Origin of the sequence: Flagellimonas olearia, from assembly GCF_004150225.1 — a bacterium.
In the GTDB taxonomy this organism is placed as follows: domain Bacteria; phylum Bacteroidota; class Bacteroidia; order Flavobacteriales; family Flavobacteriaceae; genus Flagellimonas; species Flagellimonas olearia.
The window spans coordinates 112,073-138,218 of record NZ_ML142912.1 but is presented as its reverse complement, the minus strand read 5'-3'; the positions used below and the strand labels follow the sequence as shown (position 1 = coordinate 138,218).

Genomic DNA, 26,146 nt, shown 5'->3' with positions numbered 1-26,146 from the left:
TACTTTTACCCCTACAGTTACCAAAGTTACAAACTCTTTGTCTTGGATTGGAGTGAGATCCTTTTCTGAATTCCCGTTCGTTCCTTTTGATCGGAGCAATAGTCCACGGCTTCAAACGTCTGGACGAAAAGGTTTTCCTCCCCAATAATATCGATAAGTCCGCTGTGGTACAAAATATCCCTCGTTGGACCAATGGCGCCCGTTATCAACAATTGGATACCACTTTCGCGCAAATCCAAAATAATGCGTTCCAAAAGGGTCGTCGCACTACTATCAATATAATTGATGGCCTCCGCATTGAGGATGATATACCGTAGTGCATCTCCCTTTCTTGCTATTTGTTGATAGAGTTGTTTTTTGAAATAATCCTTGTTCCCGAAATAGAGTTGGGCATCAAACCGAATGATGAGCTTGTCAGCATCCACTTCGACCTCTTGGGCAAATCGGTCCACATTCTTGAAATAATTGGTCCCTTTGATTCGACCTAAAATGGCTATATGGGGGTTGGAAATGCGGTACACCAACAACAAAAGGGAAAGCAACACCCCCAAAAGAATTCCTTCGATCAATCCTATGAAAAGGGTCAATAAAAAAGTAGCGACCAACAACATGAATTCATCCTTTCTGCTCTTGAAAAGCATGGCGGGATATTTAATATCGATCAATCCAAAAACCGATACCAATATAATCGCCCCCAACACCGCAGCGGGCAAATCGTGGAACAAGGGAGTCAAAAACAAAAGCACCGCCCCAATCAGCAAAGCACTAAATATAAGCGACATGCCCGTCTTTGCCCCCGCCTGATCATTGACCGCGGTTCTTGAAAAACTTCCCGATACGGAGAACGATTGAAAAAAAGATCCCAAAAGATTGGAAAGGCCCAAGGCCCGAAGCTCCTGATTGGCATCCAACTCATACTCGTGGTGTTTCTCTTCAACGGTTTTGGCTATGGAAATGGATTCCATAAACCCAAACAGGGCCACGGTAATGGCAATGGGCAACAATTGCCCCATTTTTTCCCATTGGAATTCCGGACTTTGGAATTTGGGCAATCCTTTTGGAATCTCCCCAACCACTTGGATTCCCTTGGTGTCCAAATGCAAAAACAAAACGGCCAAGATCCCCACAATAACGATGATCAAGGGCGTGGGTATTTTTTTGCTGATGCGGTTCATGAAAAGGATAAGGAGAATGGCGGCAACCCCCAATCCCAATGCATAAAGGTTGATTTGCCCCAAACTGCCAAAAATATTTCCCAACAGCTGGTGTATTTTACTGGATTGCGAAATCTGAACCCCAAAAATATGCTTCAGTTGCCCCAATCCAATGAGAATGGCCGCAGCGGAAGTAAATCCGCTAATAACGGGTTTGGACAGAAAATTGATAAAAAAGCCCATTCGCAAAAAGCCCAAAAGCAACTGTATACAACCAATAAGAAGCGTCAAGAAAAGTACCGCAGCAATGTAGTCTTCAATATTTACCAGTTGCAACGCCCCTATGCCAGCCGCTACCAACAAGGAATCCATGGCCACCGGACCCACCGCCAGTTGGCGTGATGTACCTGTCAACGCATAGACAATCTGCGGCACCAATGCTGCATAAAGTCCATAAATGGGTGGCATTCCGGCAATCATGGCATAAGCCATTCCCTGGGGCACCAACATGACCCCCAAGGTGAGTCCCGCAATGAGATCCCCATAAAGAAGAGAACGATTATAGGTCTTCAACCACGATAAAAAGGGAAAAAACCGTTTAAGCATAGGGTTGGTTTTGAACAAAAATACGGTTCCGTGTATTGCTTTACAGTAACCAAAGGCACAGACCTATAGATCCAAAATCTGGATATAGTTCCGGTGAAGGACCAATTTCTTCATTTTCTCGAGCTTTTTCAACAAGCGTGATATCACTACCCTAGAGGTGTGCAGGTCATAGGCAATCTCTTGATGGGTACTTCGTATCTGATTGTCGTTGGTCACCTCAATCTTCTTTTTGAGATAGTCCACCAAACGTTGATCTAAATTTTTAAAGGCAATACTGTCCACCGTCTGCAACAGTTCATTCAATCGGTTATGATAGCTTTCGAACACATAATTGCGCCATCCTTTGTACTTGGCCATCCATTCTTCCATTTTTTGGACGGGCACCATCATAATTTTGGCATCGGTTTCGGCAATGGCCCTAATTTCACTTTGGGTGTGACCCATACAACAGGCCATGGTCACGGAACAGGTCTCCCCTTGTTCCAGATAGTAGAGCAACAATTCATCTCCCTCATCATCTTCCCGCAATACTTTAATGGCTCCGGAAAGCAGCAATGGAATACTTCTGATATAGTTTCCGATATCCATGATGGTCTCGCCAGCAGGGACTTCCATGCACTTGCCCACTTCAATAATCTCATCAATAAGGGGTTGCTCAAAATGGGAACTGAATATTCCTAAAAGTTCTTCTTTCATATGATAGTTATACCCCTCTAAGGTAACCATTTTAGGTAAAAACACCCATGACCGTGGCCAAGATGAAAATCCATAAAAAGCAAGGGCCCGCACTTTGTGCGGGCCCTGACAAACTAACTCAAACTAATTAACTGAAAATAAAACTGACGTTCTTATAATTTTAAAGGATTTCCTTTTACATCCTTTGTAATGGGAGTATCCAAGAGCTGTAGCACCGTGGGGGCAATCTGATTGGAGTATAACTGTTCATTTTCCATCTCTCCCAATGCTCTGACATCTTTTCCAAAGGCAATCAACCAAACTTGACCTGCCCCATTGATCTTACTTCCATGACTTCTCCAAGTATCCAAGGGTTGGGTACCCCTACCATGATCGGTGGTGATCAAAAAGACGGTTTGGCCCTTATAGAATTCGTCTTCTTGGGCAAACTCCCAAAGTTCCTTGATCAAGGCATCGGTGTTGTGGGCCGATTTCAAGTAGGACTGATAGTCCCCATCATGCGCAAAATCGTCGGTTTCCCCGTAGGAAATATAGACCAGATTAGGATGTTCCTTCTTCATGTGCTCCAAGGCATAATGATGGGTAAAGGCATCCAACCGAACACTGCCCCAAGGACTGGGAATCTGCTGTTGCAATTGGTTAAGGAATTTCTCGCGTTCATTCAGGTTTTCGGTGGCCGACTCAAAACCGGCATTTACTGGAATCCCTGATCGCTCTTCGTTAATGATGTACGGAAACACATCCCAACTCCCAAATGCGGCAACCTTGCCCTTCCCTTTGGGCGAATTATTGTACCGTTCCAAAATGGTGGTATTGGGGTTGTTTATCTTATCGTTACTGGTGATTCGGGCATCATCGGCAGTTCCAGAAAGTATCTCGTTATAGCCTGGGTAGGAGAACCACATGGTATTGGTAAGGTTCACTTTACTATCCAAATTCCGGTTGCCGTGCAATTGGCCCATTTTGGACACCTGACCCCATACAAATGGCAAAAGCACTTCTCTTCGCTCCTTTGGGGTGTCCCTCCAGTAAGTTTCTTTCAGCATGTCCGGATTATGTACATATTCTTTGTTCGCTACCAAAAGGGAGTCTGCTCCCGTAAAGAGCTCCTGCCAACGGAAACCGTCCAACGTAATCAAAATTACTTTGGTGTTGTTTGAATCTTGGGCATTCCCCATATGCATGGCCATCAATGCCGTGATCAAAAGCAAAATCCTGTTCTTCATGTTTTATTTGGTTTTAAAGGATGTTATTTCGGACCAGTCGCTCCAATTCAGGTTTTGGTCCCGGTATCTTACTCGCCAAAAATACGTGGTATTTGGTTTTAGACGTCTGGTCTTTTCATCCGTAAGGTCATCATCCCTTTGTCTGTTTTCCTTGTAGTACCAGTTTTCATTCTGCTTCCAGCTTTCAAAGGCCAACTTTTCAAAGTCCTTGGCTTCTGAAACCTGCCAATGCGATGCCGCATGGAAGGTTCCCTGATGACTACTTTCAAACGCTCCGGCTTTAAGTGTGGTCCCTTCAATACTTACCTCTTGATCTTCTTTTGGGGTCAAAGGCATGGGTGCAACTGGTTTTCGTTCCTTTCTCCAGATGGTAATGCTATCACGAAGTTCGTTGTCCCTAAAATCTTCTTCATTCCCCCTACTGATGCGTTTAATGGTAAATTTGGGGTCTTCCCGGTTACCATCCACTTCAACCATTACAAATCCATACTCGTCCTGGGTCACGGTAAACTCGTCATAATCCCTACCTTCAAACTCACCCCAGTTGTCTATGGCTCCACCTGCTGAGGCTACATTGACCCACAAATGCTTATGGTCGCGTGACTGTCCCCTGGAATAGCCGTGTGTATGGCCAAAAAAGTGGATACTGGGTTTTCCGGTCTTAGTTGAAAACGCTTCCAACATCTTCACTACTTTTCCGGTTGACTCTTCCTCTCCGGGAATCCAAAGTTCCGATTTATGGGGATGGTGCAATTGGGCAAAAACAAAGTCAATGGCATCATTCTTCTCGGTTTCGGCCAAGAGATTTTCCAACCATTCGTATTGTTCCCTTAAATCCCGATAACCCTCATTGGAATTCAAACCAATCACCCGGGTATTGCCGTAGTCTTTATACCACCAATGTTCGGCATAGGCCGGAGTGCCATTCTCGGGAAGACTAAAGTATTTGAAATAGAAAACGGAGTTCCGCTCATGGTTGCCCAAAACAGGATATACGGGAACCTGCGCAAAAAGTTTTTGGGCCGGATCAAAGAAGTGGTTCTTCCACTGGCTGTAGTTGCTTCCTGTGGCCACCAAATCTCCGGGAATCATCACCAAGGCCAAATTTTCGGGCAACTTGCCTTCAAATTCCTGTTCCAAGTACTGTATCACCCCTTCATTCACCATTTCGGAAAACTTGTTGGGATTTTGACTGTCGTATTGCATATCGCTCATGGCCACAATGTTGAACGATTCCTCATCACTGGCAAAAGGTGGGGTCTTAAATTGAAAAATATCCGATTTTGTTTTGCCCGTCCTTACTCTGTAGTAGTATTCGGTGAACCGTTGCAGACCGGTTAACTTCACCTCATGGATCCTCGTATCCGAAAAGTTGATGTCATAGGCTATCCCTTGGGCCTTCTTACCCAATTTTTCCGTGGTTCCCCATTCCACAATACTTTCCTCTCCGCTACTGGTCTCCCATTTGATGATGATGGAGTTGGGTTGTGCATCCTGCAAATAAGGCTGCACCAAAATTTGGGGTTGTTCCTGGGCCACGGCCATGACCGTACCCACAAAAAAGTAGAATAAAAGTTGGTTGATTTTTTTCATTAGACGATTGCGTTGGTTTTAAGGAAGGCCTCGTTCAATATTTCCAAGGCTTTTTCCAGTTCTTCTTGTGATATGGTCAATGGGGGGGATAATTGCAGTACGTTTCCTTTGGAAACCTTAAAGCTCAATCCCATTTTTAAACATTCGTACATGATCTCCTCGGCTTCCGCAACGGCTTTTTCCTTGGTGGTCCTGTTCGTTACCAATTCTATGCCCCAAAGTAGGCCCATGCCCCTTACGTCCCCGATCAGGGAATATTTTCGGTGCAGTTTGTAGAGTGCATTCTTCAGAAAGACTTCGTGGGTCTTTACCTTATCCAAAAGGTTCTCTTCTTCGATAATATCAAGAACCGTTAGGCCGGCCATAGCCCCCAGCGGACTTTTCTCGTGGGTATAATGCCCCAAGGAGATATGTCCAAAAGTGTTGTATTCATCCCGGGTTACAATGGCAGCCTGGGGGATGATCCCTCCTCCCAATCCCTTGCCAAGACAAAGGATATCGGGTTCGATGCCATAGTGTTCAAAAGCAAACATTTTTCCGGTCCTTCCCAAGGCGATTGGGATTTCATCCAAAATCAATAACACCCCATGCTTGGTACAGAGCCCTCGGGCCCCTTTCCAAAATTTTTCCGAAGGAATCTGCACATCGGTGTTCCTGATGGTCTCCGCCAACAAGGCCCCTATCTGGTTGTCTTTGGAAAGGACATACTCCAAATACTCCAAAGCCTTGTCCTCATTCCCCTCAAAAATACCCCGATAAGTTATGGGGGGTGGAATGCGTTCCACACCGGGCATCAAAGGCCCCATGTGCTCCCTAAAAACCGATTCGCCCCCTACGCTGATGGCATCCAGTGAAGCCCCATGGAAGGAATCCCAAAACGAAACCACCTTGTGCTTTCCCGTAACGGCCCGTGCCAATTTCAAGGCAATGCCAATGGCAGAGCTTCCGTTTGGGGTGAGCAACACCCTGTTGAGGCCTTTTGGACAGACCGAGGTCAACTTTTCGGCAAATTGTATGGCCACCTCATTGGTATATCTTCGGGTAGAAAAGGTCAATCCTTGTAATTGTTCCGTCAACCGACCCACCAATTTGGGGTTGGAAAACCCAATTTGATGCACATTGTTTCCGTGGAAGTCGAGGTATTTTTTACCTGAAATGCTTTCAATATATGAGCCTTCACAGTTTTTCAAGACATCCAAACAGGGCGTGGACATGGATTGATGCAAAAAGTACTTGGCATCCTTTTCCAAAAGTTCCTTGGTCTGTTCGTTCACATCCCCTTCTATCCATTCTCCCCTTGCCGAGGTTAGGTTGATGTCTCCTTCCACAACATATTCCCCGCTGTGTTTATCTTGCTTTGTATGGTCCATATTTTGCTCGTATTTTACGTTCTTCGGATGTGTCGTCCAACACATAAATATCGTACATGTTTCCGTTATCATACACCCGAACCACAATGTGTCCTTCCTGACTCTTGTATTGATCTACCCTGCCTCCTATGACATCCTTGGTGCCCTGAAGCATAATGGTGGAGAAAATATCCCGCTCACCAGGGTAAAGTTGTTTTGAGGTGATTCTTCGCAGCACCTCCTCCCCCGGATGGTCCGCTGTCCAATTTTGTTGGATCCAAATCCGCGGCCTAATGGTACGGACATAATAGGGATTTTGGGAATCCCGGTTGCCATGATGGTTCAACGTGGCCACATCCACCGGGCCAATGACGGGTGCCACGTGTGATTCAAGGGCGTTGAGGTCCGTTTGCCCAAACCCATCGATTCCCGCAATATCCCCTCCGGTAAAATAGTTGAATTTCCCATAATCTATCCTGATGCAATTGCTCAAGGGGTTTTCGCCGGGGTACTCACCTACCTTAAAAAGAGAATGGGTTTTAGTATCCTCTCCAGTCCAGATTACTCCATTGGAAGCAATATTTTGAACGGAAAAATCAGGATAATCCTTTGGATTGTACTTCAAAACGATTTGGTCCACGGCTCCCACTTTCAAGGCTTCATTTTCCAATCCGTTTTCTTTGGATTGATGGGCAATATACTTCCAGTATTCCTTCAAGGTTGGAACCATGCCGTATGTATCCTTGGAGAAACGCTCCCTGGATTGCACCTTGGCATCCTTTAAATCCAAGGGGAAATCAAATCCGCGATCAATCAGTTTTTTGATGGGCAACAACGAACCCACTGCCATAATCCCGGTCAACTGATACCCGCCGGCTGCCACTTTTCGCAAAGAATCCACCTCCCCAAAATGATCATCGTGGTAATGGGTAATCAAGGCATAATCCAACTGCCGATTTTGGTTTTTAGGTATGAATTGGTCCACATAATCCACAATCCATTCAGGGGCAGTTTTTGACCGGTTGGGAACCAACTTGGCATTTCTACGGGATGTGGTCCTTGGGTGGGTTTCGGACATATCGCCGGCATCCACCAAGAATGTTGTGCCATCCGGAAATACCATAAAAGCGGCGTCTCCCCTACCCGTGTTGATGTGGTGGATATCCAAAAAACCGGGCTTCCAATCAGGTAATTGCGTGTCCTGTCCATGTGAAATCCAAACGGACAGGGCAAACATCAAAAAACCTAACTTTTTAAGGTTGTGGAACATCTATTACTCGACTCTGTATAATTTATTTGCAGGAATAATCTGCTTGGGAACATCTTTCCCTTGATACTTTACATCCAAATGGTAGCCGCCACCGCCATTGAAGAACTCCACACGCACTTCATGACGTGCCTTGGTCAATTCCATGGTTCCGCTACGTTCCATAACGCCATGGTCCCCATCGTTGTCCACTACCAATATTCCATCCACGTAAAGCTTGCTACCATCATCACTATTGGTAAAGAAGCGATACTTTCCTTCCTCTTCGATTTCCAAATAGCTTATCAACACCAAGGCCACCTGATCTTGTTGGATATCCGGACTCAAGGCTTGCTTATGGGAGAACTCCGTTGCATACCCCTCTTTAACCGGTTTTAGGGTTGAGAAATCCGGAAGCTTCTCCATTTTTCCCCCATAGAATATCTGAAACTTTACGGGGTCTTCCTTGCTTTTTGGGACAATTCTAAAATTGGCCTCGGCCATGGTGCTTGCCATGGCTCCATTTTGAAAAACAGCAGCTTTCAGGACAGTCGTTTCCTTCAGATAAAAGGTGTCTTGGTACACCGAGCTATTGGTTGCCGTTGGCACCTCACCCCCCAGCACATAGCGAATTTCCCCACCATTGTTCGGGTTTTGTATCACCACTGCTACGGAATCGGCTTTGAAAACTCCGCCTGCCGGCTCATAATGGCCCGCATCGGGAAGAATCTTTGGTTGGGTAATCTGCTCTTTTCGCTTGTAGGTCAGTTTGGGTTTTTTATTTCCTATAAAAGCCCCTTTTACAGGTCTGCCAATCCATGCTTGTGGTGTTTGCAGTCCCATGGCGTAGGCCACCGTGGGGGCATTGTCGTATTGGTATACGGTTTCTTCAATTTCATAGCCTTTCTTCACCCCGGCTCCATACATGATAAAGGGAATGGTCATTTCGGCCAAACTCTCCCCACCATGTCCGTAACCCAATCCTCCATGATCGGCAGATACAATGAAAAGGGTCTTTTCAAACATCCCGGCATCTTTGGTGGCCTTTACAATTTCAGTGATCAGGGAATCTGCTTTTGCAACAGAAGTGTAGTACTCCGCACTGCCATGGCCCATACTATGCCCAGCATGATCCACATGGTCCAGATGTACAAACGTAAACTTGGGCGTGTGTTCCTTGATGTAGGTTATTGCATCTGTGGTAGTCCCGTCTTCGTGGTCGCCATTGATATCAAAGTCAACATCGTCCTTTTCAAACAATCGTCCAAAACCGTCCCAATCGTAAATGGCACCCACATGGGCTTCTGGTTGTTGGTCCTTGAACAAAGTGAAAATGGTAGGGAAAGTACCGTTCTTGGTGGCCACGACCGGGGGCAATTGATGGTCAAATTTTTCCCATCCGTTGGAAGTGATCCCATGCTGCTCCGTATCGGCACCCATAATCATACTGGCCCAATTGGGACTGGAACTCGAAGGGAGAACCGACCTTGCCTGCATGGTTGCGGCTCCATTTTGAACCATGGAATCCAACATGGGGGTATTTGCGTTTTGGATGCCATCCGGACTCATCCCATCCACTCCAATCACAACCACGTGATCTATAGTGAATCCTTTTTTATCCGTTTTGTCACAGGCAAAAACCAAGACGGCCAACAGAACCAAACAAAGTGCTTTTTTTATCATGGTCATAACTCTTAAATAGCAAAGGCTGCCCCGTTCAAGGGGCAACCGTTTGCTCGCTGAAATGAATGAATTTTTCTACTAATATCGGGTTCCGGTTTCCCACCAGCCTTTGGTATTTATGTTGTCTCCCGCTCCGCCCATGGCACTTACGGCACCGTCATAATTGGCCTTGTTCAGGGTTTGTTCCGATGAAGGATAAAGGAAACGAACGGGATACAATCCTCCGTTCAAATCGTCTTGACCTGTTTCCAATGCAGGCATGCCTGTTCTTCTGTAATCCATCCAACCTTGATAGTCCACATTCCAAAGGGCAATGGTCTTTTGGGTCAACAGAAGTTCCAAGGTACCATCATATTGCACTTCGGATTCCAATAAATAGGCTTCAATGTCGGCATCATCAACACCCCAATAGGAAAGGCTTGCCCTAATACCTTCATTATAATAGCTCTCCGCACTTCCGGAAATTATGCCTCTTTCGGCAGCTTCCGCCAAAATAAATTGTACTTCTGAGTTTTTCATGATGAAAGCTTCAGCTTGAGTGGCAGAAAAGTAAAACAACTCCACATCCAATCTACTTGGACTGAACTCGTCATCATAGGCACGGGCGTTGTCCTGATTCAGGCCAATAGGGATACCTACCCAATCACCATCACTGTTTCTATCGAACCAAATGTCCAAACGTGGGTCATTGAAGCGTTCAAAATAGTCCAACAAGGTGGTGCACAAGCTTTTCTCATCAAAGCCTCCAATACGGCCCGTGCTTTGGGGCCAAGAATCGGTGTTGGAAGTTCCGCTGTACACCAATGTGGCATTGTCCTCATTGGAATCGATATAGTTTCCTGCATTGACAATGGACTGCATGTCAGCAGAAACATCCCTACGTTTTGAAATCCGCATTAAATAGCGCAGTCTCAATGAGTTTGCCAATCTTCTCCATTTGGTAGCATCCCCGTTGAAGATGACATCTCCTGAAGAACCTGCAATTGCCTCTCCTTTGGCCAGTGCAGCATCTGCATCGGCCAAATCTTGCAACACCCCATTATAAACGGTCTCTTGATCATCATATACCGGAGTAAATATTCCATCTGACTTACCAGACATGGCTTCAGAGTAAGGAACATATCCATACAAATCGGTCAGGTTGGCAAAACTAAGGGCCCTCATGGTAAGGGCTATCCCTTCATATGTTGCATTTTGTGTGCCCTCTGCCCTTGATATTTCCAAAATATCGTTGATTTCCGGCAGGTAATTGTAGAAGAAATTCCACATGCCTTGATCTCCCCAATCAAATTGGCTAAACCCAGGAAAGTTGTTCTTGGCCATCAATTGGGTAATGGTGTTTCCATCGCTGTAGCCCTCTTCTGTAAGTGTTCTGGTAATTTCCGAGGTCACGGTGGATACCAACAAGTTGGCACTTACCTGCTCCGGGGCATTAGGGTTCATATTGATTTCTTCAAAGTTTTCGGTACAGGACACCATTAAGGTTCCCGCTAGAAATATTGACGCTATGATGTTTGATGTCTTCATCTTTTTTTCGTCTTGACTATTTAAAATTCTACATTAAGGTTCAGTCCAAAACTTCTGGTGCTGGGCAGGGCCATGTCTTCTACACCGGGCACAATATTGCCTCCGGAGAAAGAAATGGTCTCAGGATCTACGTGGTCGTTTTCTGTCCACAAAGCGAGGTTACGGCCAACCAGTGAAATGGTAGCTGACCTAATCGGTGTTCTTTCCAATAATTTACTTGGGAAGGTATATCCCAATTTCACTTCGCGAAGTTTCACATAGGTTGCATCGAACATTGAGCTTTGCTCATTGCTTCTGTTGTAGACATGGGAATAGTAATTGGATGCGGCCACACTCTGCGTATTGGGCGTATAGCTTCCATCCCCATTGTCAATCACACCTTGCGCAACGATTCCTGTCTCACGTCCTGGCACTGTAAAATCCAACATTCCTGTTGTTCCTCCAATGGCAACGGTCCTAGAGTGGTACACCCCACCTTGTCTCCAATCGAAAAGGAATCCGAACCTGAAGTTTTTATACTGGAAGCTGTTTTGGAAACCTACCATGAAATCTGGATTGTAGTTTCCAAGATTCCGTAGTTCATTGCTTCGGATGGGCAAACCAGAACTCTCATCTATGATCCACTGCCCGTAGTATGGGCTGCTCTTGTCGGTAACCTGCTCAAATCCGGTTCCGTATAAATCGCCCATTCGCTCACCAACTTCGGCCACCACTTGTAGGTAGTTCTCTTTTACCAAATAACTGGTAAGTCCATCGGTAAGTTCCTTTACCTCACCACGGTTGGCGGTAAAGTTGATGTTGGTATCCCAGCTAAAGCTATTGGTCTTTACAGGAGTTGCGCTCAATGTAACCTCAATACCTTTATTCTCCACCTCACCGGCGTTGATGATCCTTGATCCATATCCTGAAGTATTGGAAACTGGAAGGGAAAGAATCTGGTTATCGGTAACCGATTTGTACGCCGCAACATCAAGACCTAGACGACTTTGGAAGAATCGTAGATCGGCACCCACTTCAAAGGAGTTGGTTCTTTCCGGTTTTAGGTCTGACAGTTTCAATTCTGAAGGCGAATATGCCCTGGAAAATCCATTAAAGGTATTTCCAAATCCATAGGTGGCAGCCAAGTTGTAAGGATCGGTATCGTTCCCCACTGTGGCCCATCCTCCACGGATTTTGGCAAAACTGATGGCTTTTGGCATCTCAAACATATCGGAAAGGATGAAACTCATTCCGACCGAAGGGTAGAAATAGCTATTGTTTCCATCAGGCAAAGTGGACGACCAATCGTTACGGGCCGTTACATCCAAGAAGGCATAGTCCTTATAGGAAACGTTCGAAAAGGCATAGAGACTGTTCACCGTAAACTTGCTATCGTAATCGCTCTGGGTCAAAGGCTCGGCAGCGTTACCAAAATTGTAGATGCCGGGAATGGACAATGAGTTGGCACTGATACGCTGATACCTGTTCTTTGCAGAACGATGGTTGGCCCCCATGGAGATTCCAAAGTCAAAATCCTCGTTCAACTCCTTGTTATAGGCCAATAGAAAATCCGTGTTCTGCTCGTAAGCATAGATGTAGTCCTCACGATACTGCCCATTTGGGAATCGCTGGGTTGAAAAAGCCCTTTTACGCATATCCAGTTCATTGGAATAATCAAAACCGGAGCGCAACATAAAGCTCAAATCCTTGGTCAACTTCAAATCGGCCCGCAAGTTGGTGATCACACGGTCCTTGTTAAAGGCGTTTGTGTTTTCAAAAACCGTAAAGAACGGGTTGTCATGGTAGTTATAGTTGTAGTTGTACTGTTGTACATTTTCCAAACCGGGCTGCCAGTAATCCCTTAGTCCGTTCATGTCTATATGACGACCGAACCAGATCCATAGGTACATTACGTTTTCCGTTCCATAAGAGTTGTTGGGACGGTTCCTTGAATTGGAATTGATGTAGTTCATGGATCCCGTCACCTTCAACCAATCAGTCAGGTTATAGGTTCCGTTCACTTGGTAGGAACGTCTTTTAAAGTTGGAGTTTGGAATAACGCTCTCGCTCTGCAAATCGGTGAAAGACACCCTGAAATTACCATCTTCATTACCGCCGGTCAATGCAATGTTGTTGCTCATGGTAAAGCCGGTTCTGAAGAAGTCATCAATATTGCTTGAATGCGGTGAAAAAGGAGTCGCAATGATTTCATCCGCAAAAGTGCCATCAGGATTTCTAGGACGTACATGCACATCCCCAGCACGCAATCCGCTAGTGGTTGGGCTATCGTGCTGTGGAATCAATTGTCCATCCAAGGCAGGACCCCAGCTTTCATCCACATGGTCATTGATTCCTCCGGTCAAGGAACGGTTCTGACCTCCATCATTAAAGGCAAACTGTCCACCAGATCCCTGTCCGTATCTGTTTTGATATTTAGGCAAGGTCAACAAATCCTCAAAGGTGGTGTTATTGGTATATGAAACACCGATACCTCTTGCGCCTCTTCCTGATTTTGTAGTGATAAGGACAACCCCATTGGCACCCCTTGAACCGTAAAGTGCGGTTGCATTGGGACCTTTCAATACGGTCATGGTCTCCACGTCATCGGGATTGATGTCCATGGCGCCATTACCGTAATCCACTTCCATGTTACCTTCGGAACCACGGCTGCTCACATTATTATTAATAGGAATACCATCCACCACAAATAAAGGAGAGTTGGCATTGGGGCTGGGATTCAATGAATTTTCCCCACGGATGATGATCTGTGAGGAAGACCCCACACCGGAATTCCCTCCAGTGACCTGAACCCCCGCCATTTTACCGGCAAGTGAGTTCACCACGTTGGTTTCCTTTGCTTCAGAAATCTCTTCCCCGGAAACTTTTTGAACGGCATAGGCCAATTTTTTGGTTTCCCTTTTGATACCCAAAGCCGTAACCACTACTTCATCCAATTGCTGCGAATCGGGTTGTAGCATAATGGTTGCCATGGTCTTTCCGGAAGGATCAAATTCTTGGGCAATATACCCTATATAGGAAACCACCAAAATTCCACCTTCCTGGGGAATTCCAATTTCAAAGTTTCCATCAAAATCTGCAGCCACCCCTACGGTGCTACCTTTAACAACAACCGATGCCCCAGGCAACGGTACACTGTTTTCATCCACAACCGTACCTGAAAATGTGGTTTGGGAATAGCCGACAATACTTACGGTAAAGGCAAGTATAAACGCTACGAATGCTTTTTTCATTTGTTGAATATTTGTAAAATTTGGTTAATTATTTATCAACAAATATCCAACACAAGCGTTAAGGCACGCAGTTGAACAGATTAAAAAAAAGATATGGAAAGGTTAAAAGAATCGGCATAATGTTAGCTAAACATTATTTACAAATATTCAATTTTTATGGTATCTTGCACCAAGTGAACATCTTAATATATTACTGTTTAACAATAGGTTAAGAAACATACTTTTATTTGTTCCTTTTTCCAAAATATTATAAATACTAAAACACACGAGGTTAAGTTATCATGGATGATTATCTGATAGGCATTGGCAAACGCATCAAGGAAATACGGAGAGGCAACAAAAAGACGATCAGTGATGTTGCCATCCAAGCTGGAGTTACCGCTGGGTTGATTTCACGCATAGAAAATGGCAGGACCATCCCTTCCTTGCCCGTATTTTTAAAGATTGTGGGCGCCTTGGAAACCGAAATGATCGATTTCTTCGATGGTATGCCCAAGGTCAATGGGCACAACTTTTTGGTATCACGGAAAGAAGAACAGACCATTATTGAAAAAGAGGACGAAGCCATTGGGTTTACCTACAATTACATCTTTGGCAAACAATTGAACTCCGTTGGTTTTGAAAGTGTACTCTTGGAGGTACAGCCCAACTCCGAAAGGGAAAAGGTAATCACAGATGCTTTTGAATTCAAATACATTCTTACCGGTGAGTGTGCTTACGTCATTGGGGACCAAGAAGTACTTTTAAAGGAAGGGGACTCCATATTTTTCGATGGAAGAATCCCCCATGTTCCCATCAACAGGGGCAAAGTACCTTCAAAGATGTTGGTCGTTTATTTCTTTATTTAATCCTTGAACAGGATTTCTTGCAGATCACTCAATGAGTCCAGGATATAGGTTGGGTTGGCTTTCTCCAATTGTTCCCGGGTCTGTGCCCCGGTAAGGACCCCAACGGTAATCCCGCAGTTGGCATTTTTACCTTCCTCAATGTCAATTTCAGAATCGCCAGCTTTCAGTACCTGCTCCGGATCGGTAATATTGAATAGGGCCATGGCCTTATCGATCATTTCCGAAGAAGGCCTTCCCACTTCCACATCATCGGCCGTGATCAGTGCATCTATTTGATTTCCAGGCATCCAACCCAATTTTTGCAACAATGATTGTGCGGTGTTGGAGTCGTACCCCGTGTTCAACACCACTTTGATCCCATGGGAACGCAAGGTTTCAAAAAGCTGTTCCACCCCTTCATAAGTAGTCACCTCCAACTCGGCATAAGCTTGTTTGAGCATTTCCTTGAAACGCGCATGTACTTCCTTGGCATCCACGGTGGCATTTACTTGTTCAACAATGTCCAAAATGGCTTGATATTTCTCTTTCCCAGCCCCATGTTCCAACACTTGGTCCAAAGTAACATCCACCCCGGCATTGTTCAGTGCCTTTTGTACTGTTTTGTAAACAACATTGTCCTCGTTCACCGTAGTTCCGGCCATATCAAACACAACAAGTTTCATATCTTTCATAAGCAATTTCTATCGATTTAAAATTTTGGCAATATTCTTTTTTGAAAAGCCGGCACTCCCTGTCATCCCCTTACCTCCAATACCGGTAACAATGTGGATATCTTCATCAATGGTCTTTTTGAAAATGTCACTGGTCTTGCATTGCGAATACATTCCGTACCACCTACGCTGAATTTCATAGTTGGGCAATTGAATGATTTTTTTGGCTTCCTCCACCATAAAGTTATCAATATCCATATCAAGGTCATAGCCTAGATCGTCCGCATGTGCGGCATCGGCGTATTGATGTGAATCTCCCAAGATCACCGAGCCATCCAAGGCTTGTTTGAACAAAATGTGCACGCCCCAATTTTTCTGCGGCGTATCCGGTAGTTCCTTGGCCTTTATTTCGTGATAGGATGGGCATTCGTAAAATGCCTCATACCTTCTGATGGACCATCCGGTCAAAATGGACCCTTTCAAGGTATAATTTTCTTGGGGTTTGGTCTGCATCATCTGAAGCTTGGAAACTTCCAAGTCGCTTTGGGCAAACAATTCTGGATAAAGATTCTTAAAATCGCTGCCGTTGCAAATGATAACCTTTTTGCCAAAGATACTTTGCCCCAACGAGCTCTGTACTTCTATCCCGCTCCCCGTTCTCTCGCAGGAAGAAACCAAAAATCCTGTTTTGATCTCCAATCCTTTTTGGGACACCAGATATTCCTGAAGCCTATGGATCATGGTCCTTGGCTCAACGGTCACCTCATCCGGAAAGAAAAGTCCGGCTTTTACATAATCCCTACGCAATCCGGGATACCGCCCCAAGCATTCGCTCTTCGTCAACATCTTGGAACTATATTCATTGTTGTTGTTGATGGCCCGTAGCTCTACCAACAATTGCTCTTCTTCTTCATTGGATGCCAGGTACACGGTTCCATTTTGACGAATGCTGATGTCAAACTGGGACTGGATCTCTTTATAGATCCGAAGGCTTTCCCGCCCATACTTTTGCCATTTGGTGTTCATCCCGGATGGAACTACCTGTCCAAAATTTTGAGTGGTGGCGCCCTTGGGATAATTATCCTTTTCAACCAAACAGACCTTCATCCCCAATTCCATGGCATGATAGGCATGAAACGTGCCCAAAATACCACCTCCTACAACAACTACATCATATTTATTGTCCATAATCCAATTCCTGGTTCAATTTTTCTGATTTATGCCTTGCCCCAAAATGGACAAAAAGCACCACTGATATACAAATACCGATCACGGCCACGGCGTAGGTACCGTATACAAAGAAGTTAAGCCATGAAAGGTTGGCCTGACCAAAGTTTTTATAGAGAAGCACCAAAACACTGCCCACATATCCAAAAGCATCGGCAATGTAAATCAAGAACCCTGAATTGCCCTTTATCTTGAAGGCCGCAATGAAACGATCAAAGAACAAGCAATTGAACGGCACATAGCAGATGTAGAGTCCAAAACCGGTACAGACCATCCAAACAAAAGGGTTCATCATGCCCAGTTGAAACATGAGGGTGGAAATACCCAGCACCACGGTTCCCAATATCAACAGTAAATGATACGTCAACAATGCCCTAAAGTTATCCTTCACATAAAAAATGGAGCCTATGATCAAGAGCACAATAATGGCAATGATGATTTCCGATGTGGAAAAGACGGAAATATCCCCTTTATACCCCATACTGTCCCACAATTCCCGGGCAAAATTGTCTCGGAAATCCCTAAACGCGGTCAGGAATGTATAAAAGATGACCACCAACAAAAGCGGGAAAAAGAATTTCTTCACAAGGGCTTTCCGATCTTGCTTGGTCATGGGAATACGTTCGGTACGCTGCTCCATATCCAAAGCTGTGGGTGGCGGTACCCGCTGTAAAAAATAAGAAGACAACAACAGGGGAAGTACAAAAAGTGCCCCGGTCACCGAAGGCATCCATAGCTCACTTACCCCCCAATTATTCATTACATAGAGCCCAACGGATTTTACCACACCGCTCGAGACGATAAAACTCGCACACAGGATCACCCCTAAAACATCGGTGAACCTTCTTCCTTCAACATAGGAAAACACAATGCCCCAAACCATTCCCAAGGGAATGCCGTTCAAAAACATAAAAACAATATTATAGGGGGCCGGTAGGGTTGCAAACCCAATCAATGCCATCTCGGCCAGAAAGATCAAGGAAATCAAAAGCAGCAACCTTCGGTTGGGTTTCAATTCGGAAATTACCTTGATTCCAATAAATTTGGAAAGGGCATATCCCAAAACCTGGGCAATGATCAACAATATTTTGTAATCTACCCCAAAGTAAGCCAACCCATCAAACGTTGCCACGGTGAAAGGCTTACGAAAGGCATACATACAAAAGTAGGTGCCAAAAGCAGCTAGGGAAGCGTGCAGGACAAAGACCAGGGAAGATTTTCTTTTAAAGGTGTTTTGAGCTGTCACAATGTTTACAAATAATAAAATAAAGTTTCAAATTACTCACTTTTATTGGAAAATGATACACTTTTCTAGTTTAAATAATCGTTAGCAAAAAATTATTCCTGTTCCATCCTAAATTACCCTTGATCACGATTCTTGAATGACATTTAATTTTTAATGCTATTTTAATTGAATAATTGAAGCGCTCGACAACAACATGGTTAAATATTGGTTAGGTTTTGATATTGGAAGTTCATCCATCAAGGCAGCCTTGATACAAAATGAAGATGGAAGTGTGGTGGATGTTGTACAACAACCTGAAAAGGAAATGCCCATTCTGGCCACCAACCCCGGATGGGGTGAGCAAGATCCCGAGCTTTGGTGGAAACACCTTTGTACCGCGGTACGTGAGCTGATTTCCAAAAATGGGATTTCCAAAGAAGACATCAAAGGGATTGGGATATCCTACCAAATGCACGGTTTGGTGGTAGTGGACAAAGCACACAAACCTATCCGGCCTTCCATTATTTGGTGTGATAGTAGGGCCGTGGAAGCTGGAGAAGAGCTTTTCAACAAGGCCGGTAAGGAAAAATGTGTGGAACACCTCCTCAATTCCCCTGGAAATTTCACACTTTCCAAACTAAAATGGGTCAAGGACCACGAACCTGAAATCTTTAAAAAGATCCATAAGTTCATGTTGCCCGGCGATTACATTGCCCTAAAATTATCCGGCTCTTGCGTTACTACCCCATCTGGGCTTTCCGAAGGAATTTTATGGGATTTCAAAACCAATGAAGTGGCCACATGGCTATTGGAGGAAGCAGGCATCAACCCTTCCCTGGTCTCTGAAATACGTCCCACTTTTTCGGAACAGGGTTTTGTGAGCAAACAAGGCGCTTTGGAATCCGGACTTCCCGAGGGCATTCCCATTCTTTACCGATCAGGGGACCAACCCAACAACGCCCTCTCCCTCAATGTCATGGAACCCGGACAAATAGCCGCAACCGGAGGCACTTCAGGAGTGGTTTACGCCCTATCCGATAAAGAAACTACCCAAGAGCACACCCGCATCAATAGCTTTGCCCATGTGAACCATACATCCAAAGACCAAAGGATTGGCAAATTACTTTGTATCAACGGTACGGGAATTCAGTATAGCTGGATCAGGAACGAACTGACCCAAGGTCTTTCGTATCACCAAATGAACCAAATGGCGGAATCCATTCCCATTGGAGCCCAAGGATTGAGCATTCTTCCCTTCGGGAATGGCACGGAACGTATGCTGAACAATTTTGGGAAAGGCTCGCGAATCCTCAACCTTCGGTTTAACCTGCACAAAGCACCCCATATTTTCAGGGCGGCCTTGGAGGGCATTGCATTCTCCTTTGTGTATGGCATGGAAATCCTACAAAATGATGGGGTAGACATCACCTCAATCAAAGCAGGCAATGACAATCTCTTTCGGGCGGGTATATTTTCCAAGACCATTGCCTCACTGACCAGTAGCCGCATAGATATTGTAGAGACCACGGGAGCTGTTGGCGCAGCTAGGGCGGCAGCTTATGCCCATGGGAATTTTGACAGCATCACGGAAGCCACGGCAACGGATGTCGTTCAATTGACCTACGAACCGGACGCTAACACTGAAAACTATCAGGAAGCCTATCAGAACTGGAAAAAGGAACTAAAAACATATCTAGAACATTGAACAATATAAAATTATGATCACAAAAGGAGATACAGAGTTTTTCAAAGGAATTGGAAAAATACAGTTTGAAGGAAAGGAATCCCACAATCCCATGGCCTTTAAATATTATGATGAGAACAGATTAGTGGGAGGCAAGACCATGAAAGACCATTTTAAGTTTGCCATTGCCTATTGGCATACCTTCACCGGTGTAGGGGCCGATCCCTTCGGAGCGCCTACCCAAGAATTCCCTTGGTTGACCAGTGCAGACCCCATTCAACAGGCCAAGGACAAAATGGATGCCGCTTTTGAATTCATTACCAAAATTGGGGCTCCCTACTATTGTTTCCACGATTTTGACCTGATTGCCGAAGGGAATTCATTGGCCGAGTCAGAAAAACGATTGGAAATCATTACCGATTACGCCCAAGAAAAAATGAAGGCTTCCGGGGTAAAGCTATTGTGGGGAACCGCAAATTGCTTTAGCAATCCCAAATACATGAACGGAGCGGCCACCAACCCCGACTTTGATGTAGTGGCCCATGCCGGGGCACAAGTGAAAAACGCCTTGGATGCCACCATCAAACTCAATGGGGAAAATTATGTGTTCTGGGGAGGTCGTGAAGGATATATGTCCTTATTGAACACCGATATGGGCCGTGAACAGGACCACATGGCCCGATTTCTACACATGGCCAAGGACTATGCCAGAAAACAAGGGTTCAAGGGAACATTTTTTATTGAACCAAAGCCCATGGAACCTTCCAAACACCAATATGATTTTGATGCGGCCACGGTCATCGGTTTCCTGACCAAATATGATCTTTTGGATGATTTTAAACTTAACATCGAGGTCAACCACGCCACCTTGGCCCTGCACACTTTTGAACATGAACTTCAAGTGGCGGCAGACAATGGGATGCTGGGCAGCATCGATGCCAACCGGGGCGATTATCAAAACGGATGGGATACCGATCAATTCCCTGTGGATGTGTATGAGCTGGCCCAAGCCATGCTGGTCATCTTGCAATCCGGTGGATTTCAAGGAGGTGGAATTAACTTTGATGCTAAAATCCGAAGAAACTCCTCCGACCTTGAAGATATCTTCCACGCCCACATAGGCGGAATGGATGCTTTTGCCAGGGCCTTACTGGCCGCCAACGCTATATTGGAAAATTCCAATTATATTAGCATGAGGAGGGACCGATACAGTTCGTTTGATTCCGGCACCGGAAAAGCCTTTGAAGACGGTACGCTTTCCTTGTTAGATCTACATGCACACGCTTCAAAAAACCCAGAGATCAAAAAGCGTAGTGGAAAACAGGAATTGTTTGAGAACATAATCAATCAATACATATAACTAACTAAGCAAACAAACCAATTTTATTATGGAATCAGTTTTAGAAAGGCCCGACTGGATCGTTCTGGGCATTTACTTCTTGGCCCTGATCGGAGTGGCCGTTTGGGTGGTGGCCCAGAAGAATAAAAACACCGAGGACTATTTTTTGGCGGGTAGAAATGTGGGATGGTTCGTTATCGGAGCCTCCATTTTTGCATCAAATATAGGCTCGGAACACGTTGTAGGCTTGGCAGGAACCGGATTTGAATCGGGCACGCCCATGGCCCATTACGAGCTTCATGCTTGGATCGTTCTACTGCTGGGATGGTTGTTTCTCCCATTTTACATACGAAGCGGGGCCTTTACCATGCCCGAATTCCTCGAAAAACGTTTTGATAGCCGATCACGCTGGTTCCTATCCATATTTTCCTTGGTCGCCTACGTGCTCACCAAGGTTTCCGTGACCATTTATGCAGGGGGGATTGTGGTTTCCGAACTGCTTGGGATTCCGTTTTGGTATGGGGCCATTGGGGTCGTTGTCTTTACTGGAATCTATACCGTGGTCGGTGGAATGAAAGCGGTAATCTATACGGAAACCCTACAGACCGTGATCTTGATCTTGGGGTCCTTGATCATCACCTATCTGGGCCTTCAGGAAGTTGGAGGCTGGGGACAGCTACGGGAAACCGTGACCTCCGTTAGCCCAGACCATTTTAATATGTGGCGCCCCATGAGCGATCCAGATTTTCCGTGGACCGGTCTCTTGATAGGAGGAACCATTGTGGGAATCTGGTATTGGTGTACCGACCAATATATTGTACAGCGAACCTTAGCTGCCAACAACATTAAAATAGGTAGACGTGGGGCCATTTTTGGCGCTTATCTAAAATTGATGCCCATCCTGATTTTCTTGATCCCCGGTATCATTGCCTTTGCCCTGACCATTCAAAACCCTGAAGTATTCAACGTGGAACGTGCCGACAGGGCCTTCCCCATGTTGGTAAAGACCCTTCTTCCCGTTGGGTTGAAGGGCTTGGTAGCCGGTGGACTTATGGCCGCATTGATGAGCTCCCTGGCCTCTGTGTTCAATTCATGTTCCACCATTTTCACCATCGATATCTATAAAAAACTTCGTCCCGAAAAATCTGAACGGGAATTGCTCACCATTGGTAAAATTGCCACGGGAATCATTGTGGTGCTCGGCATTGTTTGGATTCCCATCATGGACAAAATCGGGGGTGGGGTCATGTACCAATACCTTCAGAACGTACAATCCTATATTGCTCCCCCGGTGACCACGGTGTTCCTTTTGGGAATCATCTGGAAACGGGTCAATTCAAAAGCGGCTATCACTACACTTTTGGCAGGTTTGGTGCTTTTGGTACTCCGTTTGGGGTCCGAAATTTATTATCAGCCCCAAATCAACTCGGGTGAAGAAGTATCAGGCTTCCTATTTCAGTTCGCCACCGTGAACTTTGCCCACATGGCCATTTTTATGTTCATATTTTCGGTAGCCCTATGTATTGCGGTCACTTTGGCCACAGCTCCTCCAAATTACGCATTGATCAAGGGCCTTTCCTTTGGCACCTTGACTGCAGAGGACCGGGCCGCCACCAAAGGAAGCTACAGCACTGTGGATGTGGTGCTTTCTGTGCTCTTGGTCGTAATTGTGATTGCCATTTTATCCTATTTTACCGGATAGGATTCAAAAATATCAACAAGAAAGGCCCGGAAATTTCCGGGCCTTTTTATTTTATTGGCAGTACTATTATTGGTTACAATATACTATTCAAAAAGTTTTCCTTGTAGGCACGCCCAATGGGAATTTTTGCTCCATTGGTCAGATATACCAAATTCCCGGATATCCTATCGATTTTTTTGGTGTTGATGATATGTGATTTGTGCACCTGAAAAAATTGCGGCGGTCCCAGAACGGTCACCCAATGCCGCAGCGGTTCGTTGGACAATATCTTTCGGTGTTCCAAACGGATTTCCGTATAATCGGAATCTGAGGAAATGGTGAGAATGTCGTCCACCGCAACCTTGATGTGCTCATGGCTCGATTTCACATAGATTTCGTTGATTGGATTGGGGGTGATACCGTTATTTTTCAGGTCAGGGTGTTCCTTTTTATTATCCAGCTTGTTCACAGCCTGCAAAAAGCGTTGGAAGGAAAACGGCTTCAATAAGTAATCCACCACGTTTAAATCATATCCTTCCAAGGCATATTCAGAGAAAGCTGTGGTCAGTATCACATTGGGAGGATCTTGGATGCTCTTTAAAAAGTCAATCCCATTGATCTTGGGCAAATGGATGTCCAAGAACATTAGGTCCACCTGTTCGGATTTGAGAAACTCCAAGGCCTGCAATCCATCAGAAAACACTCCCACAAGTTCAAGGGAATTTACATCCTTGATGAACTTCTCAAGAATACGCTGCGCTGGCGGTTGGTCTTCAACAATAATGCACCTCATACCCTATGCTTTTTCGAGTTCCAGCCTCAAGTATACATCATAACTTTTATTCTCGTCCTTTATTTCCAACTTATGTTTGTTGGGATAGAGCAACTGCAAACGCTTTTGGACATTTTGTAATCCGATCCCCTTGGCAATGGTATCCAGACTGGGCACTGCCTCAAAGTTGTTCTTGCAATAAAACTCCAGAACGGAATTGTCCATTTTCACGGAAATATCTATCTCAATATCAGAGGATTGCCCAGATTGGCTGTGCTTGAACGCATTTTCAATGAAAACGATCAAAATCAACGGGGCAATTTTGTATCCTGCTCCTATGTTGCTGGTTTCAAAACGGACCTGCCCCCTGTCCTCAATCTGCAACTTGTACAATTTGATGAAGTTGTCCAACTGTTCCAACTCCTTTTTCAACGGAACAAACTGCTCTTTGGATTCATAAAGCATATAGCGTAGAACCCCACTCATCTCCAAAATGATCTCTGGGGTCTTGGGTGAGTTCTGCAAGGCATAGGAATAAAGGTTGTTCAAGTTATTGAACAAAAAATGGGGATTGATCTGCGACCGCAAAAATTGGATTTCGCTTTCCTGTATGGTACTTTGCAACTCATCTATCTTTGCTTGCTTCTGAAGGGCATCCCATCCAAATTTACATCCGGACAAGATGGTCATCACAGGCAACACCCCCAAAAGGGACAAATACACCCCAGGAAAGGAGTTTCCTCTTTTGGTATTGGGAAACATCAAAGGTTCCAGCACCAATTCTTCCAACAAAATCACTCCCGTAACCACAAGGCCAAAGGCAATGAAGAATTGCCAATACCTCTTCTTATACAAGTATTTGGGCATTAAATAATAGGTGATAATGACCGTGGCCGCACTGTAATACAACAGAAAGATGGCCCGATCTATATTAATACTGCCCTCATGTTTGTTAAACGAGAAAAACAGTAGCACGATCAGGTGCAGTACAATTTGAAAAATAAGCTCTTTCCTTGAAATCAACACGTTACCATTAAGTGAATGTCAAAACTAGGTATAATCCCTTTTTAAAGGAAAATAGTTTTGCCAACAACAAAATTTACCCCTTGAACGACAGTTTAGTTAAAATTTTCATAAATCCTGTTGATGACATCTCCACTTCTACCGTTCACGGAAAATAGTTCAACATATCCGCCTTGATTGGTCAAATTAGTAGGTATCAACCCAAAAAAGGAAACTTCACAAAACATCTAAAAGTAACCATCATGAAACAAACCTTAATAATTTTTGCCCTACTTGCTGGGGCCATGGTATCTGCTCAATCCACATGGAAATCGGACGGTGCCCATTCCAAGGTCGGATTTGCTATTACCCACCTTATGATCTCCGAAGTGGAAGGCCATTTTAGCGATTTTGAGATTACCGCAACGGCTTCCGATACTTTTGACAATGCTAAATTTACCGTCGATATTAAAACCACCAGTATCGATACCGACAACACCAACCGGGACAACCATTTGCGAAGCGACGATTTTTTTGCCGCCGAGACCCATCCTACCATTACCTTCAAGAGCAACACCTTTGAAAAGACCGGGGACAAGACCTTTAAGCTTACAGGAGACCTTACCATGCATGGCGTGACCAAAACCGTTACTCTTGATGGAAAGGTGAACGGAATCATTACGGACCAACGCAGCCAAAAATTGAAAGCGGGGCTTAAACTTATGGGTACCGTCAACCGATTGGATTTTGGTGTGGGCGGTGAAACGGTTTCCCTTGGAAATGATGTTGACCTGACCATCAATCTGGAAATGGCCCAACAATAGGCGTATATTTAGGCCCGACAACAGTTTAAACAAACCACTTACATGGGACGAAAATCGGAAAACACATTTCGGGAAATCCACAGGTATCTAGGGTTCTTCTTGGCCGGAATCATGGCCGTATATGCCATTAGTGGCATTGTGCTCACGTTTAGGAATACGGACTACATGAAAAGTGACGTCCAGGTCAGCACAACCTTGGAGCCCAACCTCAATGAGGAAACCCTTGGCACCGCCTTGCGTAAAAGAGCGTTCAAGGTGGACAAGACCGAAGGGGACCTGTTGTATTTCAGTGGAGGCACCTACAACCAAAAGACGGGGGAAGCTTCCTATACCGAAAAACGTTTGCCCAAGATTCTGGACAACATGAACAAACTGCACAAAATGCACTCGGGCCATCCGTTGTTTTGGCTGGGTATATTTTTTGGTGTAGCACTATTGTTCTTTGCCGTCTCCGCTTTCTTTATGTTTCGCCCCAAGGCACCCATTTATAAAAACGGACTGTACTTTGCCGCAGCAGGTTTTGTACTGACCGTGATATTGCTTTTTGTTTAGAAAATCTGTACCACCTATATTGATTGGCCACC

Annotated in this window: 20 protein-coding genes; 6 read left to right on the top strand and 14 right to left on the bottom strand. The window is 45.0% G+C overall.

From position 1 onward, the window contains the following. Positions 1–26: 26 nt before the first annotated feature. The 9 genes from DN53_RS13905 to DN53_RS13865 all read right to left on the bottom strand — a co-directional run bounded on the left by DN53_RS13905 (position 27) and on the right by DN53_RS13865 (position 14,310). Positions 27–1,760: a SulP family inorganic anion transporter gene (locus DN53_RS13905; protein WP_129655130.1), complete on the bottom strand. Its 1,734-nt coding sequence runs from the start codon at positions 1,758–1,760 to the stop codon at positions 27–29. Between the two features lie 63 nt (positions 1,761–1,823). Further along, positions 1,824–2,456: a Crp/Fnr family transcriptional regulator gene (locus DN53_RS13900; RefSeq protein WP_116216910.1), complete on the bottom strand. Its 633-nt coding sequence runs from the start codon at positions 2,454–2,456 to the stop codon at positions 1,824–1,826. 152 nt (positions 2,457–2,608) lie between these two features. Then, on the bottom strand, positions 2,609–3,682 hold the full coding sequence (locus tag DN53_RS13895) for an alkaline phosphatase family protein (protein WP_129655128.1): 1,074 nt from the start codon (positions 3,680–3,682) through the stop codon (positions 2,609–2,611). Positions 3,683–3,685: 3 nt separating this feature from the next. Continuing rightward, positions 3,686–5,275: a fibronectin type III domain-containing protein gene (locus tag DN53_RS13890; RefSeq protein WP_129655126.1), complete on the bottom strand. Its 1,590-nt coding sequence runs from the start codon at positions 5,273–5,275 to the stop codon at positions 3,686–3,688. Next, the gene (pbfA, locus tag DN53_RS13885) at positions 5,275–6,645 is read right to left on the bottom strand and encodes a (R)-1-hydroxy-2-aminoethylphosphonate ammonia-lyase (protein WP_129655124.1); all 1,371 of its coding nucleotides are present in this window, start codon (positions 6,643–6,645) and stop codon (positions 5,275–5,277) included. Before pbfA ends, DN53_RS13890 begins: the two co-directional genes overlap by 1 nt. After that, positions 6,623–7,861 carry a ComEC/Rec2 family competence protein gene (locus DN53_RS13880; protein ID WP_242502153.1) on the bottom strand — a complete coding sequence of 413 codons (1,239 nt, stop codon included), beginning with the start codon at positions 7,859–7,861 and terminating at the stop codon, positions 6,623–6,625. Before DN53_RS13880 ends, pbfA begins: the two co-directional genes overlap by 23 nt. A 36-nt stretch (positions 7,862–7,897) precedes the next feature. Then, positions 7,898–9,553: an alkaline phosphatase family protein gene (locus DN53_RS13875; protein WP_129655120.1), complete on the bottom strand. Its 1,656-nt coding sequence runs from the start codon at positions 9,551–9,553 to the stop codon at positions 7,898–7,900. 78 nt (positions 9,554–9,631) lie between these two features. Continuing rightward, a complete protein-coding gene (locus tag DN53_RS13870; RefSeq protein ID WP_129655118.1) occupies positions 9,632–11,080 on the bottom strand; it encodes a SusD/RagB family nutrient-binding outer membrane lipoprotein in 1,449 nt (482 codons plus the stop codon). 20 nt (positions 11,081–11,100) lie between these two features. Continuing rightward, a complete protein-coding gene (locus DN53_RS13865; RefSeq protein WP_129655116.1) occupies positions 11,101–14,310 on the bottom strand; it encodes a SusC/RagA family TonB-linked outer membrane protein in 3,210 nt (1,069 codons plus the stop codon). Positions 14,311–14,591: 281 nt separating this feature from the next. Between DN53_RS13865 and DN53_RS13860 the strand changes: the two genes are divergently transcribed. Then, positions 14,592–15,158: a helix-turn-helix domain-containing protein gene (locus DN53_RS13860; RefSeq protein ID WP_129655114.1), complete on the top strand. Its 567-nt coding sequence runs from the start codon at positions 14,592–14,594 to the stop codon at positions 15,156–15,158. Here DN53_RS13860 and DN53_RS13855 read toward each other — a convergent pair. Genes DN53_RS13855 through DN53_RS13845 form a run of 3 tightly spaced genes read right to left on the bottom strand, consistent with a single transcriptional unit; the run spans position 15,155 to position 18,194 of the window. Then, positions 15,155–15,829, bottom strand: coding sequence for a phosphonatase-like hydrolase (locus DN53_RS13855; protein ID WP_129655112.1), 675 nt, complete (start codon positions 15,827–15,829; stop codon positions 15,155–15,157). The genes DN53_RS13860 and DN53_RS13855 overlap by 4 nt on opposite strands. Before the next feature lie 9 nt (positions 15,830–15,838). Next, complete coding sequence (locus DN53_RS13850; RefSeq protein WP_129655110.1) at positions 15,839–16,996, bottom strand: TIGR03364 family FAD-dependent oxidoreductase; 1,158 nt, start codon at positions 16,994–16,996, stop codon at positions 15,839–15,841. Beyond that, complete coding sequence (locus DN53_RS13845; RefSeq protein ID WP_242502152.1) at positions 16,986–18,194, bottom strand: DUF5690 family protein; 1,209 nt, start codon at positions 18,192–18,194, stop codon at positions 16,986–16,988. The genes DN53_RS13850 and DN53_RS13845 overlap by 11 nt, the downstream gene beginning before the upstream one ends. A gap of 280 nt (positions 18,195–18,474) precedes the next feature. Here DN53_RS13845 and DN53_RS13840 point away from each other — a divergent pair, with 280 nt between their 5' ends. Genes DN53_RS13840 through DN53_RS13830 form a run of 3 tightly spaced genes read left to right on the top strand, consistent with a single transcriptional unit; the run spans position 18,475 to position 22,985 of the window. After that, entirely contained in the window at positions 18,475–19,965 is a 1,491-nt protein-coding gene (locus tag DN53_RS13840) for a xylulokinase (RefSeq protein WP_129655106.1), read from the top strand. A 13-nt stretch (positions 19,966–19,978) separates the two neighbouring features. Then, on the top strand, positions 19,979–21,304 hold the full coding sequence (gene xylA / locus DN53_RS13835) for a xylose isomerase (protein ID WP_129655104.1): 1,326 nt from the start codon (positions 19,979–19,981) through the stop codon (positions 21,302–21,304). 28 nt (positions 21,305–21,332) lie between these two features. Beyond that, positions 21,333–22,985, top strand: coding sequence for a sodium:solute symporter (locus tag DN53_RS13830; protein WP_129655102.1), 1,653 nt, complete (start codon positions 21,333–21,335; stop codon positions 22,983–22,985). A gap of 73 nt (positions 22,986–23,058) precedes the next feature. Here DN53_RS13830 and DN53_RS13825 read toward each other — a convergent pair whose 3' ends face one another. Further along, a complete protein-coding gene (locus DN53_RS13825) occupies positions 23,059–23,757 on the bottom strand; it encodes a LytR/AlgR family response regulator transcription factor (RefSeq protein WP_129655100.1) in 699 nt (232 codons plus the stop codon). Positions 23,758–23,760: 3 nt separating this feature from the next. Next, entirely contained in the window at positions 23,761–24,759 is a 999-nt protein-coding gene (locus DN53_RS13820) for a sensor histidine kinase (protein ID WP_129655098.1), read from the bottom strand. Between the two features lie 242 nt (positions 24,760–25,001). Between DN53_RS13820 and DN53_RS13815 the strand changes: the two genes are divergently transcribed. Together DN53_RS13815 and DN53_RS13810 are read left to right on the top strand one after the other, a co-directional pair. Further along, on the top strand, positions 25,002–25,562 hold the full coding sequence (locus tag DN53_RS13815) for a YceI family protein (protein WP_129655096.1): 561 nt from the start codon (positions 25,002–25,004) through the stop codon (positions 25,560–25,562). 42 nt (positions 25,563–25,604) lie between these two features. Continuing rightward, positions 25,605–26,114 carry a PepSY domain-containing protein gene (locus DN53_RS13810; RefSeq protein ID WP_129655094.1) on the top strand — a complete coding sequence of 170 codons (510 nt, stop codon included), beginning with the start codon at positions 25,605–25,607 and terminating at the stop codon, positions 26,112–26,114. The last annotated feature ends 32 nt before the right edge of the window (positions 26,115–26,146 follow it).

Excerpts from the sequence above, each read along its gene's own strand:
- DN53_RS13905 (WP_129655130.1), bottom strand. The coding sequence starts at position 1,760 with ATGCTTAAACGGTTTTTTCCCTTTTTATCGTGGTTGAAGACCTATAAT.
- DN53_RS13900 (WP_116216910.1), bottom strand. The coding sequence starts at position 2,456 with ATGAAAGAAGAACTTTTAGGAATATTCAGTTCCCATTTTGAGCAACCC.
- DN53_RS13895 (WP_129655128.1), bottom strand. The coding sequence starts at position 3,682 with ATGAAGAACAGGATTTTGCTTTTGATCACGGCATTGATGGCCATGCAT.
- DN53_RS13890 (WP_129655126.1), bottom strand. The coding sequence starts at position 5,275 with ATGAAAAAAATCAACCAACTTTTATTCTACTTTTTTGTGGGTACGGTC.
- pbfA (WP_129655124.1), bottom strand. The coding sequence starts at position 6,645 with ATGGACCATACAAAGCAAGATAAACACAGCGGGGAATATGTTGTGGAA.
- DN53_RS13880 (WP_242502153.1), bottom strand. The coding sequence starts at position 7,861 with ATGTTTGCCCTGTCCGTTTGGATTTCACATGGACAGGACACGCAATTA.
- DN53_RS13875 (WP_129655120.1), bottom strand. The coding sequence starts at position 9,553 with ATGATAAAAAAAGCACTTTGTTTGGTTCTGTTGGCCGTCTTGGTTTTT.
- DN53_RS13870 (WP_129655118.1), bottom strand. The coding sequence starts at position 11,080 with ATGAAGACATCAAACATCATAGCGTCAATATTTCTAGCGGGAACCTTA.
- DN53_RS13865 (WP_129655116.1), bottom strand. The coding sequence starts at position 14,310 with ATGAAAAAAGCATTCGTAGCGTTTATACTTGCCTTTACCGTAAGTATT.
- DN53_RS13860 (WP_129655114.1), top strand. The coding sequence starts at position 14,592 with ATGGATGATTATCTGATAGGCATTGGCAAACGCATCAAGGAAATACGG.
- DN53_RS13855 (WP_129655112.1), bottom strand. The coding sequence starts at position 15,829 with ATGAAAGATATGAAACTTGTTGTGTTTGATATGGCCGGAACTACGGTG.
- DN53_RS13850 (WP_129655110.1), bottom strand. The coding sequence starts at position 16,996 with ATGGACAATAAATATGATGTAGTTGTTGTAGGAGGTGGTATTTTGGGC.
- DN53_RS13845 (WP_242502152.1), bottom strand. The coding sequence starts at position 18,194 with ATGTATGCCTTTCGTAAGCCTTTCACCGTGGCAACGTTTGATGGGTTG.
- DN53_RS13840 (WP_129655106.1), top strand. The coding sequence starts at position 18,475 with ATGGTTAAATATTGGTTAGGTTTTGATATTGGAAGTTCATCCATCAAG.
- xylA (WP_129655104.1), top strand. The coding sequence starts at position 19,979 with ATGATCACAAAAGGAGATACAGAGTTTTTCAAAGGAATTGGAAAAATA.
- DN53_RS13830 (WP_129655102.1), top strand. The coding sequence starts at position 21,333 with ATGGAATCAGTTTTAGAAAGGCCCGACTGGATCGTTCTGGGCATTTAC.
- DN53_RS13825 (WP_129655100.1), bottom strand. The coding sequence starts at position 23,757 with ATGAGGTGCATTATTGTTGAAGACCAACCGCCAGCGCAGCGTATTCTT.
- DN53_RS13815 (WP_129655096.1), top strand. The coding sequence starts at position 25,002 with ATGAAACAAACCTTAATAATTTTTGCCCTACTTGCTGGGGCCATGGTA.
- DN53_RS13810 (WP_129655094.1), top strand. The coding sequence starts at position 25,605 with ATGGGACGAAAATCGGAAAACACATTTCGGGAAATCCACAGGTATCTA.